General features: G+C 59.3%; 15 protein-coding genes and 1 tRNA gene. 8 read left to right on the top strand and 8 right to left on the bottom strand.

Annotated features, from left to right (window positions below; all coding sequences use genetic code 11):
• Positions 1-152: 152 nt before the first annotated feature.
• Complete coding sequence (locus B0H98_RS03110; RefSeq protein WP_244182953.1) at positions 153-452, top strand: hypothetical protein; 300 nt, start codon at positions 153-155, stop codon at positions 450-452.
• 232 nt (positions 453-684) lie between these two features.
• Complete coding sequence (locus B0H98_RS03105) at positions 685-879, top strand: hypothetical protein (protein ID WP_106373586.1); 195 nt, start codon at positions 685-687, stop codon at positions 877-879.
• Positions 880-953: 74 nt separating this feature from the next.
• Here B0H98_RS03105 and B0H98_RS03100 read toward each other — a convergent pair whose 3' ends face one another.
• The 5 genes from B0H98_RS03100 to B0H98_RS03080 all read right to left on the bottom strand — a co-directional run bounded on the left by B0H98_RS03100 (position 954) and on the right by B0H98_RS03080 (position 7,013).
• Positions 954-2,354: a sigma-54-dependent transcriptional regulator gene (locus B0H98_RS03100; protein WP_106373585.1), complete on the bottom strand. Its 1,401-nt coding sequence runs from the start codon at positions 2,352-2,354 to the stop codon at positions 954-956.
• An 11-nt stretch (positions 2,355-2,365) separates the two neighbouring features.
• Positions 2,366-3,811: a sensor histidine kinase gene (locus B0H98_RS03095; protein ID WP_106373584.1), complete on the bottom strand. Its 1,446-nt coding sequence runs from the start codon at positions 3,809-3,811 to the stop codon at positions 2,366-2,368.
• A 60-nt stretch (positions 3,812-3,871) separates the two neighbouring features.
• Positions 3,872-5,035, bottom strand: a complete 1,164-nt coding sequence (locus tag B0H98_RS03090) for a PQQ-dependent sugar dehydrogenase (protein ID WP_106373583.1) — start codon at positions 5,033-5,035, stop codon at positions 3,872-3,874.
• Between the two features lie 93 nt (positions 5,036-5,128).
• A complete protein-coding gene (locus B0H98_RS03085; RefSeq protein ID WP_106373582.1) occupies positions 5,129-6,004 on the bottom strand; it encodes an AEC family transporter in 876 nt (291 codons plus the stop codon).
• A gap of 73 nt (positions 6,005-6,077) precedes the next feature.
• Entirely contained in the window at positions 6,078-7,013 is a 936-nt protein-coding gene (locus B0H98_RS03080) for a LysR family transcriptional regulator (RefSeq protein WP_106373581.1), read from the bottom strand.
• Positions 7,014-7,194: 181 nt separating this feature from the next.
• Here B0H98_RS03080 and B0H98_RS03075 point away from each other — a divergent pair, with 181 nt between their 5' ends.
• On the top strand, positions 7,195-9,153 hold the full coding sequence (locus B0H98_RS03075) for a ligand-gated channel protein (protein WP_106373580.1): 1,959 nt from the start codon (positions 7,195-7,197) through the stop codon (positions 9,151-9,153).
• A 174-nt stretch (positions 9,154-9,327) separates the two neighbouring features.
• Here the strand turns inward: B0H98_RS03075 and B0H98_RS03070 are convergent, their stop codons facing one another.
• Complete coding sequence (locus B0H98_RS03070) at positions 9,328-11,547, bottom strand: TonB-dependent receptor domain-containing protein (protein ID WP_106373579.1); 2,220 nt, start codon at positions 11,545-11,547, stop codon at positions 9,328-9,330.
• A gap of 337 nt (positions 11,548-11,884) precedes the next feature.
• Between B0H98_RS03070 and B0H98_RS03065 the strand changes: the two genes are divergently transcribed.
• Genes B0H98_RS03065 through B0H98_RS03050 form a run of 4 tightly spaced genes read left to right on the top strand, consistent with a single transcriptional unit; the run spans position 11,885 to position 15,823 of the window.
• The gene (locus B0H98_RS03065) at positions 11,885-12,808 is read left to right on the top strand and encodes an ABC transporter substrate-binding protein (RefSeq protein ID WP_106373578.1); all 924 of its coding nucleotides are present in this window, start codon (positions 11,885-11,887) and stop codon (positions 12,806-12,808) included.
• Between the two features lie 53 nt (positions 12,809-12,861).
• Positions 12,862-13,875, top strand: a complete 1,014-nt coding sequence (locus B0H98_RS03060) for a FecCD family ABC transporter permease (RefSeq protein WP_106373577.1) — start codon at positions 12,862-12,864, stop codon at positions 13,873-13,875.
• 8 nt (positions 13,876-13,883) lie between these two features.
• Positions 13,884-15,017, top strand: coding sequence for a FecCD family ABC transporter permease (locus tag B0H98_RS03055; RefSeq protein ID WP_106373576.1), 1,134 nt, complete (start codon positions 13,884-13,886; stop codon positions 15,015-15,017).
• A complete protein-coding gene (locus B0H98_RS03050; RefSeq protein ID WP_106373575.1) occupies positions 15,014-15,823 on the top strand; it encodes an ABC transporter ATP-binding protein in 810 nt (269 codons plus the stop codon). The genes B0H98_RS03055 and B0H98_RS03050 overlap by 4 nt, the downstream gene beginning before the upstream one ends.
• Before the next feature lie 42 nt (positions 15,824-15,865).
• On the opposite strand, the gene B0H98_RS03045 is transcribed toward B0H98_RS03050, so the two are convergent.
• Positions 15,866-16,441 (bottom strand): hypothetical protein, encoded by a 576-nt coding sequence (locus B0H98_RS03045; protein WP_244182952.1) that lies wholly within the window; start codon positions 16,439-16,441, stop codon positions 15,866-15,868.
• A 127-nt stretch (positions 16,442-16,568) separates the two neighbouring features.
• Between B0H98_RS03045 and B0H98_RS03040 the strand changes: the two genes are divergently transcribed.
• A tRNA-Ile gene (locus B0H98_RS03040) sits at positions 16,569-16,645 on the top strand.
• Positions 16,646-16,813: 168 nt separating this feature from the next.
• Here the strand turns inward: B0H98_RS03040 and B0H98_RS03035 are convergent.
• A complete protein-coding gene (locus B0H98_RS03035) occupies positions 16,814-17,923 on the bottom strand; it encodes an ABC transporter substrate-binding protein (RefSeq protein WP_106373573.1) in 1,110 nt (369 codons plus the stop codon).
• Positions 17,924-17,930 lie beyond the last annotated feature (7 nt).

The raw sequence follows: 17,930 nt of genomic DNA, 5'->3' as shown, positions 1-17,930 counted from the left end.
GTTGGTTCAAAGTGTGCAGTATCAGGCTAGTGATTCAAGATGTTTGCACAGTATCAATGGAGATTACTTTTATGGATAAGCATGTAACTGCCAGCTCGAAACGGCCACGTTTACTTTCTCTGTGCATGGTAGCAGCTGCCGCGAGCGTGCTCATGCTTGCAGGCTGTGGCGACAATGGCGATGACGACATGCCGCCTGCGCAGCAACCTGAATCCATGGATCAAGCCCCAGAACAGGAAGGCTCCATGATGCAAGAGCCGACTGAAACATCCCCCATTGAGCAGTCTTCAGATAGCGCCTCCAGTGACACCGCTGTTCCGCAGGAGTCCATGCAGCCTGAAGATGAAGCACGTACGAATACGGTCGACGATGAGCCGGGCTTTGGCGAAGGCACAGACCCGATGCCGGGCGCCAATGAAGCAGACGATGACGAGTTGACCAGCGGCCAGTAACCGCGTACCGCTCCCTACGATGATAAGCCGCTTCAGCTGTTCGTTCCCTGCGGCTGCTCCACACGGTTTATCATCCTTCCCCCCGCGCCCGCGGGGGTTTTTTTATGGGCCTATTGTCGGCGTAACGGGGAAATCCCTTGCAACGCCTAGGTAGTTGACTATGTTGATAGCTGGTAGTAAGTGAACGCCCTTGTACCAAGCCCTATGAAATGCAAAGGAGAGCGACATAGTGATGCTAAATAAATATCGTATGAAGGCGCTGTTTCTAGCCATGATCTGTGCGTTTAGCGTCATGGCGCTGGGTGGCTGTGGTGATGAGGACGCGCCTAACGAAAACGCTCAGCCTGAACCCCAAGAGCCACTGAATTCGGGGCCGATGGCCAACGATGACGCCAACGGCGTGCCGCCCACCGACGATGGCACCTGATCCTGTATAATTGATCTAATAAAAAAGGCCAGGTCAGCGCTTGCTGATTGGCCTTTTTCTTATGGTGGATTTAATTACTCTTCACTGTCTTCAAGCCGGCGGTACAGCGTGCGTCGTGCTATTCCCAACAGTTCTGCGGTACGCCGCTTATTGCCTCCCGTTGCTTCCAGCACCTTGCGAATATAGCGCTTCTCTACCTCTTCAAGGCTTGGCCAGCGCGTGGGCGTTGGAGCCGGAAGCTGGGAGCCCGGTAGGATTTCGCCAGTCAGTGTAGGCGTGATTTCTACTCCTGCATCCTGATGCGACTGTTCGCGTAGCCGCTCGGGAAGGTCCTGATGCTGTAAAACACCCTCTTCGCTCAACGTGACCGCGCGCATGATGGCGTTTTCCAGCTCGCGAACGTTACCGGGGTAGGAGTAGTGCAGCAGGCTATTGAGCGCGTCCGGCTCGATCTGCTCGATCTGCTTGTCCTGAGCTTCGGCGTGTTTATCAATGAGCGCGAAAATCAGGTGCTCGATATCGCTGCCCCGTTCACGCAGCGGGGGGATGCGTAGCGAAAAGGTTTCCAGGCGATAAAAAAGGTCGCTCCTGAAGCTCTCCTGCTCGATCTCCTTATCCAGATTACGGTGTGTGGCGGCGATGATACGTACATCGACAGGCTCTTCGCGCTCGCCGCCTACCGGGCGGATGGTCTTTTCCTGAAGCGCGCGGAGCAGCTTGGCCTGAAGATTGATCGGCATTTCGCCAATCTCATCCAGAAACAGGCTGCCGCCCTGGGCGGTTTGAAAAAGCCCCTTGCGCGCTTCATTGGCACCGGTGAAAGCGCCTTTCACATGACCAAAAAACTCGCTCTCCATCAAGTCTGCCGGAATACTGGCGCAGTTGACGGGAATAAAGGGAGCCTCATGGCGCGGACTTTCCTGGTGAATGGCACGCGCCAAAAGCTCCTTGCCGGTACCGCTCTCGCCTAGAATCAGAATGGGTGCATTGCTTTTGGCCAAGCGCGAGGCATCGTGAAAAAGCGACTGCATGGCATCGCTTTTCCCCACGATACCGTGAAAATGGCTAAGCTCCGTATCGTGCGAAAGCGACAGACGCTGGCGTTCCAGAACGCGGAACACGGCCTCACGGATGGCGTCCAGATCAAGCGGTTTGGTCAAGAAGTCGTCAGCACCCAGCTTCAGCGCTTCTACTGCCTGGTCGATGGTGCCAAACGCCGTAATGACGATAATCCCCACCTCGCTGCCGCTCTGGCGCAGCTGTTGCAACAGCTGGATGCCGGTCATCCCCGGCAGGCGTACATCGGTAATCACCATGGCAACGGGCGTATGACTTAATAGGGCAATGGCCTCTTCGGCACTGGGGACGCCTAACGTTTGATAGCCCGCATCTTGCAGCTCTTCTTCTAACAGCTCGCGTATCGCCGGGTCGTCTTCCACTACCAGTAAAGGTAAGAGGTTTTCCTGATGGGTCACAAATGTTGTCCTCAAGCGGATGCGGTTTCACTAAGGGGGAGCGTAATTTCAAACCCAGCGCCGCCAAGTGCGCTGTTGAATACGCCAATCGTACCGCCGTGGTCATTGATAATTCGATGCACCATGGAAAGCCCCAGGCCACTGCCTTGACCCACCGGTTTCGTCGTGAAGAACGGGTCGAACACGTGCTGGTGGTTGGCAACTGGAATACCTGGGCCGTTGTCTTCTACCCAAAGCGTTAATTCGTGCTGGTTCTTGCGCGCTCTTACGCGAACGTGGCTGACATCGGGTGCCTGTGCTGCGTTACGCAGCAAGTTGGTCAGTACCTGAACGATCTGCTGCCCATTGGCCAGTAAATGGGGGGTGGGGGAGGGAAGATCAACATCCAGCCGGATATTTCGTGGCTCAAGCTCCTCTTCCACCAGGTCGCTGGCGCTTTTTACCAACTGATCCAACGCCAGTTCGCCCTTTTCGACATTGTGCTGGCGGCCTAATTCCATCAGTTGGCGCACGATTTCGACAATGCGTTCGACCTCACCGCGAATGCGGCCAAGCCTGGCCCGCTCGTCATCACCGATGACATCGCGGCGTGCAAGGCGCTGAGCCTGACCATTGATGACCGTCAGCGGTGCGCCGATTTCATGGGCAACCCCGGCGGCCAGAACGCCCAGCTCGGCCAGCTTCTTGGATTTACGCAGGCGTTTTTCCAGCTCGATTTCCCGGTTCTGGCGTACCTCGATATCGCGATCCTTCTCCGCCATGGCGTCCAGCATGCCGTTCAGGCCCGAGGCAAGGCGGCGGTATTCTGCAGGCCCCTCAACGGTGGCACGCTGGCTGCGGTCGCCATCCTCGACCAGCAGCATCACGTGCAGCAACCGGTTGAGCGGCCGCTCGATATAGCGCCTGAACCCCCACCAGATGCTGAACACGATGCCTGCAGCGCCAATCACGAAAACGAGTACCGCCACTATGCTGATAAAGCCGGTGTAGTTCTCGATCCCGGTATTGAGCCGGTTGACCTGAAGCACGCCGTGAACGGTGCCATCCTGAGTGCGCAGCGGCGTCAGCGCCGAGTAGTAGGTCCAGCCTTCCTGCTGGCGGTAATTGCTGTAGAGGTCGTTGCGCTCGATGACCTGGCGGATCTCTTCGGCGGTAAAGAGATCCTTGCCAAGGCCCAGCCCGTAGACTTCGCGGCCCTGCAGATCAAACACATAAGCGCCATAAATACGGTGAAATGAAAAGGCCGACTGAAGCGCTTCTTCAAGCGGGGCAGGGCTTTCCCGGGCAACGGCGTAGCTTAACGATGTACTCAGCGCCCGAGTGATGATCTCGACTTCGGTCTGCAGTTTGGAGCGGACGTTGTCCTCGAGCGACTTGATGGCCACCAGGCTGAACACCACCAGCACGACGAACAGCGGCACGATGACAGTAAGAATGATTAAGTTACGAAGTCGCATGCTGCATCCATGGTGGTGTTGAGCATTTCATCACTGAAAAAGCCGTTATTTAGTCATGTATCAGGGTTGGTCTGCGGGACGCAGGCGGTAAAGGCTGCCCTGACTTTCATCAGTAAGCAAGTAAATGGCCCCGTCCGGGCCTTGGCGGACATCGCGGATACGGCCTATTTCCCCCTCCAGCAAGCGCTCGGTATCGATAACCTGGTCGCCATCGAGCGCCACGCGCAGAAGCTGTTCGCTGCTCAGCCCGCCCGCCAGCAGGTTACCTTCCCAGGCGCTGAAAAGCTCGCCGCTGACTTCGGCAAGACCCGAAGGCGCAAAGCGAATTTCAAAGTCGTAATGCGGGTCGATCATGCCGGGCAGTGAATCGGCACCTAGTGGCTCGTTGGTCGCGTAATCATTACCCAGCGTTACCTCCGGCCAGCCGTAGTTATTGCCCGCCTCGAGCAGGTTCAGCTCATCGCCGGTCAGGGGCCCGTGTTCCGAGGCCCAGGCGTCGCCGTTGCGGCGTACCACCATTCCCTGAATATTGCGATTGCCCAGGGTGTAGATCTCATCAAGGGTATCGGGATCATCCACAAAGGGGTTGTCTTCCGGCACGCCGCCGGTGTCGGTCAGCCGCACAGTAGAGCCTGCATGATCATCGCGGGCCTGGGCGCGGGTAGGGTCCGATCCGCGGTCGCCGATGCTCATCAGCAGGGTGCCATCGCCAAGCCAGGCAAGGCGCGAGCCATAATGACGCCCAGGTCCTGAGGCACGGTCCTGCTCGAACAGATTCTCCACTTCACCCAGCGTGTCGCCTTCCCATTTCACCCGGGAAAGCGCGCTGCGACTGCCGTCGGCATCCGGCTTGCTCCAAGTGAAGTAAATCCAGTCATGTTCGCCGCTGCCGTCTCCAAAACCGGGATGCAGTACCACGTCCAGAAGGCCGCCCTGGCCGTGATGATTGACCTGGGGCAAGCCTTCCAGAACCCTTGACTGGCCATTGTCTTCGACCAGATTCAACTGCCCGTTGCGTTCGCTGACCAGATAGCGGCCATCGGGCAGGAAGGCCACCGCCCAGGGGTGCTCGAAGCCCTCTGCAACACGTTCGAGGCTGATCGGCAGATGCTCGGTTTCAATCACCTCGCCCTGAGCACTGGCCATGCCCGCTGTCAGGCACAGTGCGGCGAATCCAGGCGCTAGCCAGCGGGAAGTCGTGTTTTTCTTGTTTGCATCTTGCATAAAGAGCCCTTTAGGTGAGGTAGCCGCACGTTGAGTGCCGAACTCATCAGTCTAGCAGTGACTCTTTGCCTCATGGCAGGTTCACTTTTAACGCTACATGAGCAGCGCCAGAAGCGCCGGCAGATATACAAGCGCCAGCAGCGTCGAGCAGAACACAAGGCTTGCCACATACGCGGGTTCGCGCTGGGCACGCTGGGCAAACAGATAGTTGAACACCGCTACCGGCATGCACATCTGCACGACCAGAATGCTTTGCGCCAGTGGAGAAAGCCCGACCCAGCCAGCAATCAGCCAGGCGGCCGTGGCGGCAAGCGGAATACGTACCAGGCTGAACCCAAGCCCTGAACGCAGGCTTTTTACCTGAATGCTGGCAAGCGAGACGCCGAGCGTTATCAGCATCAAGGGAACCGTGAAGCCGGACATCAGGTGCACAGTATTGGCAAGCCACGCCGGCAGTGAGGTGTCGGTCAAGAGCAGCGCCATGGCGATCACGATGGCGTAAACCGTGGGCGTCCTGGCCAGGGTCTTCAGCGGATTATCCTTGCTGCTGAGCGCGGCCCCGAGCGTGAACTGGAAAAGCGAGACGGTCACCATGACCGTAATACCGTAGGCAAACCCCGCGCTGCCAAAGGCATAGAGCACCACCGGCAAGCCCATATTACCGGTGTTGGGGTACATCATGGGCGCCAGCAGTACGCGCCAGTCTCGGCGCAACAGCCGCGCAGTCAGAAAGGTACAAGCCCCCATGGTCAGAATGACCAGTGCGGCGGCCAGCATGGTCTGGCCAAAAGTGGCGGCGTCGATGTCGGCACCCGCAAGCGAGGCCAGCACCAGCGAGGGCGTACCAATATTGAAAACCAGACGGGTCACGAAATCGACCGGGAAAGGGTGGCCCAGGCGCACCCAGAAAAACCCCAACCCCGCCCCGGCAAGCACGGGCGCCATGACGGCAAACAGTTCAGCAAGCATGCATAGTCCTTAACAGACGCCTTTAACAGACGTCCTTGGCAGAAAGGCCGGGCTATTGTCGTTAATCGGCTAGCTAACTGGCAAGCGGTTGACCCAAATAGCGGTTTGCCCCGTGTTGCCACTGCGCTGGCGTACTGGCGCGCAGGAAATCCAGCAGAGCATGAACGCGGCGCGGCTGATGGCCGTAAGCATAAAGTAGCGTAATGGGAAGCGGCGGCGGCGCCCACTCGGGCAGGCAGGCCATCAGCTCACCGGGGTGGTGCTGTTCACGCTGCTGAACCAGCCAGTGCGGCAGCACGCCAATTCCCTGGCCACGAGCAATGGCGTCCATGTGCAGCAGCGCCAGATCAACCCGCAAGCGCGAGCGCGGAGGATGAAAAGCGTAGGATTCACCTTGGTGGTGGCGCAGTGAAAGCCCTTCCTGGGTAGTGCCCAGCAAATCCACCCAGGCGTGATGGCAAAGCTCGCGGGGATGAACCGGCAGTGGCGCTGCCTCCTGATACCGCGGGCTGGTGTAAAGGCCGCGCGAAAGCTCGCCGACCACCTCTTGATTAAGCCCGCAATCGCCCAGCTCGCCAATCCAGACGTGCACGCAGTGGCTATCCGGCGAGGTGGGTAGGGCATCCAACGTCTGCAGGGTCAGCTCGATATAGGGGTAAAGGTCGACGAATTCGTTGATCAGCGCGCTCGCCCAGCCGCGAGTCAGCGAGGTATGGACCTTGAGCGTCAACGGCCCGCAGATATCCTCCTTCAGCTCGGCCAGCGCCTCCTGGCTGTTGGCGGCCAGCGCCAGAAGCTCCTTGCAGTAGGTATGAAACAGGAGCCCTGCCTCGGTAGGAATCAGGCGATTGGCCTGGCGGCGCAGCAGGGGCTGGTTGAGGCGATTTTCCAGCTGGCTGATACGCCGGCTGAGCGTCGACTTGGCAAGCCCCATCGCCTGCGCGCTGCGCGTAAGACTCCCGGTCGCCATCACATTGGCAAAAGCATTGAGTTCGTCAAAGTCGTACATAAGAAACCGCCGAGCAGGTAATCACCTCATTATGCCAGCCAATATTACAAATGAAAATAATTGGCATTTAGGTTGCGGGTTGGTGAACGGCTTGTCCCACCCGTTATGGGGTCCAAACCGTTAAGATATCAACGCTAATAGTTCTCATTTATCTTACGATGTTTTCGACAAGGGACGCGCCATGTCTGGCTCATTCAAACGAACGCTACTAGCCACTACCGTTACCTCATTAGCAGCAGGCTCTGCCTTGGCACAGCAATCCGAAGCATTGAACAATATGGTCGTGACTGCATCGGGATTCGAGCAGCAGGCCAAGGATGCGCCTGCCTCCATTAGCGTGCTTTCCCGCGAGCAGCTAGAGCGTGGGCATTATCAAGATGTGACGGATGCGCTGCGGGATGTTCCCGGGGTCACGATTACCGGAGGCGGGGCAGGGGATAACGGACACGACATTTCCATTCGCGGTATGCCTGCCCAATACACGCTGATTCTTATAGATGGCCGCCCGCAGAGTTCGCGTGAATCGCGCCCTAACGGCAGCGCAGGGTTTGAACAGGACTGGTTGCCGCCACTGCAGGCCATTGAGCGTATCGAAGTGGTGCGCGGGCCCATGTCAACCCTCTACGGCTCAGATGCCATCGGCGGGGTGATCAATGTGATAACTCGAAAGGTGGCCCAGCAGTGGCACGGCAATCTTCAGCTCGATACGGTGCTGCAGGAAAGCAGCGATGCCGGTGATAGCCGACAGGCCAATTTCTACCTGAGCGGCCCGTTAGTAAGCGATACGCTTGGTCTTCAACTGTACGGCCGGGCTTCACAGCGTGATGAAGACGATATTCTCAATGGTCATGAAGACAAGCAGTTGCAAAGCTTGACGGCACGCCTAAGCCTAGCGGCGGCGGATAATCACGACGTTACCTTTGAAGCGGGTATTACCGAGCAGGAGCGCCAGTCATTGATGGGCCGTTCGGCACCCGCTGAAGGCTGCCGGGGCGGTTGTGAAGATAGATTTGACGAGTTTACCAACCGGCACGTCGCCCTGACCCACAGCGGGCGCTTCGATATCGGCACCACGGAAACTTTTGTACAGCGCGAAAGCAGTGAAAACCGCTCGCGGGATATCGAGATCACCAATACCACGGCCAAGACCAGCCTGGTGATGCCGCTTGGTATGCACATGCTGACCTTGGGCGGCAGTTATGAAAGACAGGCGCTTGAGGATAATACCACCAATCAGATTTCAGACCGTGTAACCCTTGACCAGAACCAGTGGGCGCTGTTTGTCGAAGATGAGTGGATGTTGACCGATAGCTGGTCATTGACCGGTGGCATTCGTCTGGATGAGTCGGACAAGTACAGCAGCCACCTGAGCCCCCGACTTTACAGCGTGTGGAACATGACACCGAACTGGACATTGAAAGGCGGTATATCAACCGGGTATCGCTCACCCAATATCCGTGAAACCGCGCCTGACTGGGGCCAGGTTAGCCGTGGGGGCAACGTGTACGGCAACCCCGACCTAAAGCCTGAAACCTCACTCAACAAGGAATTGGCCCTCTACTACGCAAATGAAGATGGCCTCAGCGCAAGCCTGACGGTCTTTCACAATGACTTCGATGACAAAATCACCCGAATCGCTTGCCCGGTCGCGATTTGTGATGCGGGGCCCAACGACTTTGGCAGCGACCCGACGTACCGCGTTAACGTCGATGAAGCCGTTACCCGTGGCGTCGAGGTCAGTCTATCCGCGCCGCTCAATGGGTCACTTGACCTGACCGGCAGCTATACCTTCACAGATTCTGAGCAGAAAAGCGGCGAGTATGCAGGCAGCCCGTTGACGCAATTACCGCGCCACCAGGTGTCGGCATCGCTTGATTGGCAGGTCTCTAGCCGATTAAGCCAGTGGACCAAGCTGACCTACCGAGGCGAGGAGAGCCAACCGGTCAGCGGGCCATCCTCAAATTCCACCATCGCGCCTTCCTATACGTTCGTGGATACCGGCATTGGCTATCAGCTGAATGACAACACCCAGCTCAAGGCCGGTATCTATAACGTGCTGGATGAAGAGATTACCTACGATGAGTACGGCTATGTCGAAGATGGTCGCCGCGTGTGGCTAGGCTTGAGCGTGGATTTCTGATTCGCGCGCTGTCTGGGATTTTTGGTCCGAGATACCCTCTCTTGCGTCATACCTCTTCATGTAACGGCTACCTTCTGGGTGGCCGTTTTTTATTGTCAAATCATGGACACAAAAAAGCCCTGGTAAATACCAGGGCCAACAAGGTGCGTTGAAACAGCAGCGAGCAAGGAGCGTCTAGAAATCGTAGGTGGCGGATACCCAGAAGCTGCGGCCATCCAGCGCGACGCCGTCTGTCGAGCGGCCGGTCTGCGTGTAGCGGAAGGCGGCGTAGGTATCGCCATTGTGCTCAAAGGTATCGTAGGTGGTGAAATCCTTGTCCAGCAGGTTGTTGATAGCGCCGGTCAGGCGGATATCGTTAGCGAAGCGGTAGGTGCTGCGCAGGTTGAACAGTTCATAACCATCGAGCTTGTTGCCCAACTGCTCGTACAGGGCAAGGTTTTCGCCGGCGGTGGGAAGGCCGCCGGAGAAGCGCTCGCGGGAAGAGTAGTACTCGCCCTCGAGGGTCGTGCTCCAGCGGTCGTTGATCGCCCAGCTAAGGTCGGCGGTCAGCTTGTGCTTGGGTACGTTGGTCAGTATCTGGCCTTCGTTCTCACCCGAGGTGATTTCGGTGTCGGTATAGGTATAGCCGCCGTTGATCGTCCAGGCGGGGGCGAACTGGTAGCTGCTGGTCAATTCGACGCCGCGGGTTTCGGCGCGGTCGATGTTGACGGCCTGGCTGAAGCTTTCCTGCTGGGTGAAGCTGCCCACGCTCAGGCAATTGGCCGTATTGGCGTAAGGACGGTTGCCGTTATTGTCCACAAACTGGCAGTTGAGCAGGTCGTCACCATCGGCGATCCGGTCGCGGAACTGGGTATAGAAAACGGTCGCCCCGGCAGAGAAGCCTTCAAGATTGTCGTAGATGGCGCCAATTTCGTAGTTGGTGCTTTTTTCCGGCTCGAGGTCTGGCGAGCCGAGCGTCACCGACTGCCCCTGGTTGCCGAAACCGACGACGCCATCGTGCAGCTGGTTCAGCGTCGGCGTCTTGTACCCCTGGCTGATACCGCCTTTGAGTGTCCACTCGTCGGTGGTGTTCCAGACAAGGTAGCCGCGCGGGCTGAAGTGGCCGCCAAACGCGTTGTGCCTTTCATAGCGCCCGCCCAGCGTCAGCGCCAGGTCATCGCGCAGCAGCCATTCGTCTTCGGCAAACAGCGCCCAGCTTGACTGGGAGAACGTCTCGTTGCCCGCCGTGCCGTCCTTGAGTTCGGCATCGATGTACTGCCCGCCCAGGGTGACCATGTGATCATCCAGCGGTGCGGTAAACTTGCTGTCGACCACGATGTCACGGTTTTCCAGCAGACGCGGTTCGCCGCCCTGGGCGATATAGCCATAGTCCGGCGCGTTGCCTGCGGGCAGCGTGCGGCCAAGCGATTCGGTGAAGTTGCGGGTAACGCTGCTTTCCAGAGTGCCAGCGGCATAGCGTCCGGTGTGGCCAATGGCAATCTGGTCGCGGTTGAAGCGCAGCTCATCTTCATAGCCGAAGGCAGCACCCGGCTGCGGCGTTGCGCAGTCGTTGCGTCTCAGGCCATCCAGGCTGCCCAGGCGGCAATCGTCGTTGTCATAAACCTGGCGAGAGCGCTCGGCGTCTACCCACAGCTCGTTGGTATCATCCGGCGTCAAGTTCAAGCGCCCGCCGATGGAGTAGATGCGCGCCTCGGAGGAGCGCGGGTCGCGGCCTACGCTGTTCTCTATGATGCGCTCGGAGTCGCCGCGATCAAACAGGCGGCCGCGCAGCTGCAGGCCTAGCGTGTCTTCAACCAGGGGGCCGGCAGCATACAGGTTGATCGCCGAACTGTTGCCCTCGTCGCGATTCTGCTTGAAGGTGTTCTCGACCGTTACCGAGCCTGCCCAGTCTGCTCCCACGCGGCGGGTAATGATGTTGATCACTCCGCCCATGGCGTCTGACCCATAAAGCGTGGACATCGGGCCACGAATCACCTCGATACGCTCGATGGCCGAAAGGGGCGGCATGAAGCTTGTGGAGGTTTCGCCAAATCCGTTAGGCGTGACATCGCCGGAGGTGTTCTGGCGGCGACCATCGATCAGAATCAGGGTATAGGCGCTTGGCATACCGCGAATGGAGATGTTGTAGCCACCTGTCTTGCCGGTACCGGCGCGGACATCAACCCCCGGCACGTCAGCAATGGCATCGGCGATGCTGGAGAACTGGCGCTGCTCGAGCTCTTCGCGGGTAACGACCGAAATGCTGGCCGGAGCGTTGTTCAGCGCCTGCTCGTAACCCGCCGCGGTCACCACCATGTTATCCAGCGCGGTATTTTCCTGAGCCTGCACGGACGTTGAAGCGACAGCGGCAAGCGCCACGGCACTGGCCAGCGTGTTACGAGAAAAGCGGTACATTGCAAACCCCTTGGTAATGATAGTTTTTTTCTAATGATATTGATTATCATGAACAAGCGGGATTCTATTTCGAAAAGTTCCGGATATCGATATTTTTCAACGGGAACGGTACGTTGCTTTACATGCAACGTTGAAGCCGCAAGCAAGTTCTCGAAGGGTTGCGTAAATTCGAACACTCAATTCGAATAAATGATGATGCAACTGATTTTGAGAATCGTTACTATTCACCCATTGGCGACTTGATGGCAAGCATGCTTAGCCTGTGAAATTGCATTTACGTGCATTACATCAACGCCCGCTTCATACCTTCAAGCGATCATCTGGATAGGGAATCACCATGCTGCGTACGGTACTACGTCACGGTTTAACAGGTGTGCTACTCGGTAGCCTTATCGGCAACGCCCAGGCGCGTGAGCTCGATACCGCGTTCGGCAACGTTGAAGTGCCTGACTCGCCAGAGCGTATCGTGACACTGTATGAAGGGGCGCTGGATGCATCGGTTGCCGCCGGGGTTACGCCGATTGGCGCCATCGCGACACGCGGCGGCAACGAAGTGGCCGCGTATATCGGTGAGCATATCGATACCGGCCTGCTTGAAATGGTGGGCGTTGCCCGTGAAACCAATATCGAAGCGGTGCTGCGTCTGGAGCCCGACCTGATCCTGGCCGCCCCGCAGCTTCCCGAAGAGCAGTATCGGCTGCTTTCCCGTATAGCGCCCACCGTCGTGCCCGCGTCCGATGGCTTTTCGCGCGATGGCTGGAAAGCCGAGTCGCGCCTTTATGGCCAGGCGCTGGGTAAGGAAGCCGATATTGAAACAGTGCTCGAGAACGTCGAGCAGCGCGCCGCCGCGCTCAACGAGCGCCTGAGTGACGCCGGTATCGGCGGTACCGCCTATCTGGCCCGCTGGATGCCCGCCGGCCCCATGGTCATGTCATCCGAACTGTTCGCTACCGGCGTGCTCGCCTCGACGGGCCTTGAGGTCGACGATGAAGGGCTGGTCAAGGAAGGCAGCGCGCATAGCGATGTCCTGAGCCTTGAAAACCTCTCCATGATTGACGGCGACTGGCTGTTTCTTGCCACGCTCAACGAAGAAGGCCAGCAGGCGCTGGACGCTGCCGAGCAGAGCAGCGCCTTCACCCGCCTGAACGTGGTGAAAGAGGGCCACGTGGTACCGGTGAACGGTCAGGTCTGGAGCAGTGCATCTGGCCCGCTGGCGGCCGAGGTCATTCTGAACGATATCGAAGAAGCCCTTTTACCCTGAGCTGCTTGCACTAGTAATGATGAACAACAAGGTCTGCTCGTGAGGGAGTGTCCATGAAAGTGCTCGCACGAGCCAAGCGTCTTGATCAGCGCACGCTGCTGTTATGCCTACTCACCGCCCTTGTGGCGGTGAGTGTCGTTAGCCTGCTGGTCGGCGCGGGCAGCGTTTCGCCTCTTCGAGCGTTCTCCATGCTGCTGGGCAGTGAAGACAGCGACGCGCATTTTGTGGTTTGGGAGCTGCGTGCACCCCGCACGCTGATTGGCATAGCCGTAGGCATGGCGCTCGGCGTTTCCGGCGCACTGCTGCAAGCCGTGGCGCGCAACCCGCTTGCCGAGCCCGGCCTGTTGGGCGTCAGTGCAGGGGCCGCCTTTGCCGTGGCGCTGGCGCTGGTGCTGGGGGCAAGCGCCGCCTCTCTGCGTATTTCCGTGGCCCAGGTGGGGGCGCTGGCGGGCTGTTTGTGCGTGCTGGGCGTGGCCCGCTGGCGTGGGGTGGGCAACGACCCTATACGCCTGGTGCTCGCCGGTGCCGCCTTTTCGGCGCTGCTGGGCGCGTTGACGTCATTGATGCTGCTGTTCGATCAGCGCTCCGCCGATGAAGTGCGCTTCTGGGTGATCGGCAGCCTGGCTGGGCGCCGCCTGGATGATCTATGGGCGGTGTTGCCTTCCATGGCATTTTGCACCGCGCTGATTGCTCTGATTGCCCGGCCGCTTTCGGCGCTGGCACTCGGCGAGCGCATGGCCTCGGGGCTTGGTCATCATCCTCAACTTATCCGTGCCCTGGTGGTACTTTGCGTTGCCCTGCTGGTAGGGGCGGCTACCGCCATTGCCGGCCCTATCATTTTTGTCGGGCTGGTGGTGCCTTTCATCGCCCGCGCCTTTGCCGGGCCGGACATTCGGCGTACGCTGTGGTTCTGCCTGCCGATTGGCCCCTTGATCATTCTGGCCGCCGATATCATTTCGCGGGTGGTGGTCGCGCCTTCCGAGCTGCCGCTTGGCGTGCTTACTGCCCTGTGCGGGGCGCCTGTACTGATCGCCGCCGTACGTGCCCGCCGGTTACCCATGCTATGAGCCTGTCTATGACCCCTCGCTGGTTAAAACCTGAATTCAGAAAACAGGGCGCGGCCGCACTGCTTTCCAGCGCGCCTTTGACAAGTACCGCGGAGGACGCGCCGGTAACGCCGCCCAGTGGCTATTGGTGGTGGGGCGGGCGTGGCGCCAGCGTTCTGATCGAGCAGCGCGCCGTGTGGGTCAACCTGGGGCTTTTGCTGGCGCTGGTACTCGCAAGTATCGCTTATCTGTGCCTGGGCAGCCTGGCCCTCGACCCGCGCGAGGTGATTGGGGCACTGGCCGGGCAGGGCAGCATGATGACCACCTTCATGGTTCAGGAGCTGCGCCTGCCGCGCCTGGTGGCCGCCTGCCTGACCGGCGGCGCCTTCGCCCTGGCGGGTATTCTGATGCAGACCCTGGCGCGCAACCGCCTGGCCACACCGGGTATTATCGGCATCGATAACGGCGCCACCGCGTTTGCGGTGGCTTCTGTAGTGGGGCTTAGCGTGTCGCTCGCGCCTTCCGCCATGGCGCTGACGGGTGCGGTGACCGCCGCCGTGCTGACCTTCGGACTGGCCGCGGGCAGCGGCACCCAGGGGTATCGCTTTATCGTGGCGGGTATTGGCGTGGGCGCCGTGTTCGGCGCCATCACCCAACTGCTGCTGGCGCGAGTGGCCATCGACACCGCCAACGCCGCCTACCCCTGGACGGTCGGGTCGCTCAACGCCCGTGCCGGTGGCTCGGTGCAACTGCTGGCCGTTGGGCTTGCGCTCGGATTAATAGCCGCACTGGCGCTGGCCCGCTCGCTGACCATTCTGCGATTTTCCGAAGCCACGGCCAACGGCCTGGGGGTAAACGCCAAGGCCCGGCGGATGCAGATTCTCCTGCTCTCGGTCGTGCTGACGGCGCTCGCGGTGGCCGTTGCCGGGCCGGTGGGCATGGTTGGGCTTATCGGCCCGGAAATCGCCCGGGCGCTTTCCACGCCGCGCCATGTGCCGGTGGTGGCCGCCACGCTTTCAGGGGCACTGGTGATGGTACTGGCGGACCTTGCCGGGCGCACGCTGCTGGCGCCCATCGAGCTTCCGGTAGGTATCGTGACCGCCATTATCGGCGGCCCCTGGCTTTTATGGATTTTGATGCGGCCGCAACGGAGCCACGCATGAACGATTTTCGCACCCCGCCAAGCCTTGCAACCGAAGCACTCTGCATGGGCTACGGCCCGCGGCGGATCATCGACGGCCTGGATGTCAGCCTGCCGGATGCCAAGGTAACCGCCATTGTAGGCCCCAACGGCTGCGGTAAATCGACCCTGCTCTCCGGGCTTGCCCGGCTGCACAAGCCCGATGGCGGCAGCGTGCTATTGAGCGGCGAGGATATTCAGCGCCTGCCTTCCCGCCAATTGGCTACGCAACTGGCGTTGCTGCCGCAAGAAGCCATTGCCCCGGAAGGGCTCACCGTGACCGAGCTGATCCGCTTTGGCCGCCAGCCCCACCAAGGGTGGCTGCGCCAGTGGTCGGCGGAAGATCAGCGCGTTGTACAGCACGCTTTGCTGGCCGCGGGGCTTGAAGACCTGGCCGACCGGCCCATCGATGCGCTTTCCGGCGGTCAGCGTCAGCGCGCCTGGATCGCCATGACCATCGCCCAGCAGACCCCGCTATTACTGCTGGATGAACCCACCTCGGCGCTGGATCTGGGCCACCAGATAGAAGTGTTCGAGCTGGTACGCCACCTGGCCGGGCACGGGCGTACGGTGGTCATGGTGCTCCACGACCTGGCCAGCGCCTGCCGCTATGCCGATCACCTGATTGCCATGTGCGATGGCAAGATTGTGGATCAGGGGGCGCCTGCGGAGGTGGTAACGCCGCAACTGGTACGCAAGCTCTACCAGGTAGAGTGCACACTGCTTACCGACCCGGATACCGGCAGCCCCTTGCTTGCCAACGTACGCCGCACCCGCCAGCCTGCCTGAGCGGCAGGTGGCAAAGCGTTATCGGTAATAAAGAGGGGAGGGCTAGCGATTGATCAGCAGCGCGTTCAGCGTGACCGGCACGTGTTCATCGATCTGCTGGTAGCCCAGCATGGAAAGCACGGTGCGCACCGTACTGTTGGACATCAAGGCCTTGCCATCCATCGCCAATGGCTCGGCGTGGGTAACGCGCACCTGATTGACGCCTTCCCGCGTAAAGCGCAGCGGCACCGCCTCCTGCTGGTTGACCGCATCGGCCTGCACCCGGAACGTCAGGGTTTCCACCAGCGACTCGCCAATATCCAGCGCATCCAGCCGCTCCGGCGGCATCTGCGCGGTCAGCGTGACCAGCGTGGTATTCGCCAACAGGCCCGCCCAGGGCGGCAGATCATTGAAGCGCGACAGCAGATCGGTCTGGCTCAGCTTGAGCGGCAGGCGCAGCGTGCCGTCCGGTGAGATATCCCCCTGAAGATCGCGCACCTCATGGTGGTGGGTTTGAGGGCTCGCGCCATCAAGCTGGGTAATGGTGGCTTGCACGCGCGACTGGCCGGGGTCCAGCTGCCAATCCGCCTGAACCGGCAGCGTCAACATAAGTGGAATAACCGCAAACAAAGCTTTCACAGCGCGTCTCCGCATAAAGGACTCCTCTCAAGACCCCCCAACCGCCAAAAAGTGCCGCCAGACGCTAAGATACGCGCTGAAGGGGTAGCCTCGCCCGGACACATTCGCTATTATATGCACGCTTTGCGGGCCTATAGCTCAGTTGGTTAGAGCAGGGGACTCATAATCCCTTGGTCGTAGGTTCAAGTCCTACTGGGCCCACCATTTTTCAATGATTTACCCTCGGTTTATTCCTTTCTCGTTGTACCCGTTGCCAAAAAACGTCGACCAAGTATTGGTTATACGCCTTATGCTGGCCCGCATCACGGCGTAATGTAGGGTGAGCGCAGCTATTGGTTTAAAGACTATGGTTGTCGTAATACGCAAGCAAACTCACCGCGAATAATTCAAACTCCAAAGATCCAGCCAATCTTGACGATTCTCCCAATCCGACCCCGCCGTATCCGTCCGGTACATCATCAGCTGATCACGAAATTGCTCGATACCCGATGCTTCCTCGGTGGGGAGTGCAAAGGCGGTGTTCGTCGACATCTTGCCGTCCATACTCTGCAGCTTGATGCCTTCTTCGGTCATCAGGTAGTAGAGGAAGAGCTTGGCGGCATTGGGGCTTCGGGTTTGTGTGGTCATCAGGCCAAACGTCGGGTAGCTGACCCCGATGAAGGGCTGCATGTCGTGACAGATGCCCAACGCCAGGCCGTTATTGTTGTCGCGAAACGCGGCGGTGCTGATCAGGCCCACGAAGCTGCCACCGGCGTCAACAGTGCCAATGGCGTCGGCGGCTTCGCTGTCGGAAGGTGTCATCAACGGGCCGTTTTGTGCCAGACGTTTAACGAACTCGGCCGTTGCCGATGCCTCGTCAGTGTCAAGCGGTTCGCCACTGAAGGCGTGAAACGCCTCGGCCATGGCCTGGTCGTGGTGGGTCGCCATCTGGTTGAACCAGTCTATATAGAGTGGCTTGATGGCAGGGTCCTGCAGGGTGATCTTGTTACGCCACTCGCCTTCAGTGAGCTGCCATATATTCGTGATTGGGCAGCTGTCGTACTCAGCGGTGTTATAGGCCCACACATTCGGCGCCAGAATGACGGCCAGCGGATTTTGATACTCGCTGATGATGTCATCGGTCATGTCCTCAGGCACCCAGCTGCTGACGTATTGCGAGTTGAGTAACAGCTCGGTGGCTCCGGGCGCGTCTTCAATCAGTACCACATCTGCCTGTACGTTATTGGCGCGCGCGCCGCGGCTCACGATTTCAATTGTTTGTGCTGCCTTCGCTTTAACGCCCACTGCGCTGACGCCATATTTTTCGGTGAAGTCCTCGGCTTGTTGAACGATCTTTCCGGTGGGCGCGTATACCGTGATAGTGGCTTCCTGTCGGGCGCTTTCAATCAGCGTTGGCAGGTCAAATTCTCCCTGTGCGTGCGCCGGTGCCATAACGCAGACGGCCATGGCCGTGAAGCTTGAGAGTGTACGATTGAATGTCATGTCAGAT

The sequence above is a fragment of the Vreelandella songnenensis genome (assembly GCF_003002925.1).
GTDB lineage: Bacteria > Pseudomonadota > Gammaproteobacteria > Pseudomonadales > Halomonadaceae > Vreelandella > Vreelandella songnenensis.
The sequence above is the reverse complement of the archived record's forward strand: the minus strand, read 5'-3'. Positions and strand labels throughout refer to the sequence as shown.

Bases quoted from the DNA above. Each gene is read 5' to 3' on its own strand.
- B0H98_RS03080 (WP_106373581.1), bottom strand. From the start codon at position 7,013: ATGTACGACTTTGACGAACTCAATGCTTTTGCCAATGTGATGGCGACC.
- B0H98_RS03050 (WP_106373575.1), top strand. From the start codon at position 15,014: ATGAACGATTTTCGCACCCCGCCAAGCCTTGCAACCGAAGCACTCTGC.
- B0H98_RS03090 (WP_106373583.1), bottom strand. From the start codon at position 5,035: ATGCAAGATGCAAACAAGAAAAACACGACTTCCCGCTGGCTAGCGCCT.
- B0H98_RS03060 (WP_106373577.1), top strand. From the start codon at position 12,862: ATGAAAGTGCTCGCACGAGCCAAGCGTCTTGATCAGCGCACGCTGCTG.
- B0H98_RS03055 (WP_106373576.1), top strand. From the start codon at position 13,884: ATGACCCCTCGCTGGTTAAAACCTGAATTCAGAAAACAGGGCGCGGCC.
- B0H98_RS03105 (WP_106373586.1), top strand. From the start codon at position 685: ATGCTAAATAAATATCGTATGAAGGCGCTGTTTCTAGCCATGATCTGT.
- B0H98_RS03065 (WP_106373578.1), top strand. From the start codon at position 11,885: ATGCTGCGTACGGTACTACGTCACGGTTTAACAGGTGTGCTACTCGGT.
- B0H98_RS03110 (WP_244182953.1), top strand. From the start codon at position 153: ATGCTTGCAGGCTGTGGCGACAATGGCGATGACGACATGCCGCCTGCG.
- B0H98_RS03095 (WP_106373584.1), bottom strand. From the start codon at position 3,811: ATGCGACTTCGTAACTTAATCATTCTTACTGTCATCGTGCCGCTGTTC.
- B0H98_RS03070 (WP_106373579.1), bottom strand. From the start codon at position 11,547: ATGTACCGCTTTTCTCGTAACACGCTGGCCAGTGCCGTGGCGCTTGCC.
- B0H98_RS03035 (WP_106373573.1), bottom strand. From the start codon at position 17,923: ATGACATTCAATCGTACACTCTCAAGCTTCACGGCCATGGCCGTCTGC.
- B0H98_RS03075 (WP_106373580.1), top strand. From the start codon at position 7,195: ATGTCTGGCTCATTCAAACGAACGCTACTAGCCACTACCGTTACCTCA.
- B0H98_RS03085 (WP_106373582.1), bottom strand. From the start codon at position 6,004: ATGCTTGCTGAACTGTTTGCCGTCATGGCGCCCGTGCTTGCCGGGGCG.